Annotated in this window: 1 protein-coding gene; it reads left to right on the top strand. The window is 65.5% G+C overall.

The features are described 5' to 3' along the window. Nucleotides 1–627 (top strand): transposase (locus tag D458_RS0132675; protein WP_017590928.1); only part of this gene is annotated, 627 nt, incomplete at its 5' end. Between the last annotated feature and the right edge of the window lie 31 nt (nucleotides 628–658).

Here is a 658-nt window from a genome sequence, read left to right as displayed (position 1 = left end):
CCGGCCCTGTTCACGGTCGCGATGTGGCTGGCCCGAGCCACACCCACCTGGCACGAGAACCTGCGTTTGATGGACGCCACCCCCGTGCGCTGCGGTGCCTCCCGCGTCACGGTCAACCGCTCCGGTCTGGGCGAGATCGCGGGCTATGGCAGGGACCCCTCCCATCACGCGTTCTACTGGGGCGCCAAACTCCTGATCATCACCACCGCCGAGGGATCGGTGGTCTCCTTCTCGCTGGCTCATCCCAAGGAACTGGACGAGCGCAAACAAGCCCTGCACCTGCTGCACGCCCAAGGGTGCGCTCCAGGGCCGAGCCCGATCGTGTGCGACAAGGGCTTCGCCGGCGCCGGAATCGAAAGAGCCGCCGCGCAGTTGGGGCACGCACTGGTGCGTCCAGCGCGCAGGGGAGAGCCGGATCGGGGCTTTCCCGGGTGGCTACGGCAAAGGATCGAAGCGATCATCTGGACGTTGAAGAACCAGCTCGGGCTAGAACGGCACCAGGCGCGCACCACTGAGGGTTTGTGGGCCAGGGTGTGTCAGCGCATCGCGGCGTTGAACGCGGTGATCTGGCACAACTGGCTGATCGGTGCCCCGGTCAAGCGGTCATTGATCGCTTACGACCACTGACCAGGGCACATTTTCCCATCAACGATCTAGG

It is taken from the genome of Nocardiopsis ganjiahuensis DSM 45031, assembly GCF_000341085.1.
Taxonomy (GTDB): Bacteria; Actinomycetota; Actinomycetes; order Streptosporangiales; family Streptosporangiaceae; genus Nocardiopsis; species Nocardiopsis ganjiahuensis.
This window is presented reverse-complemented; position numbering and strand designations above follow the sequence as displayed.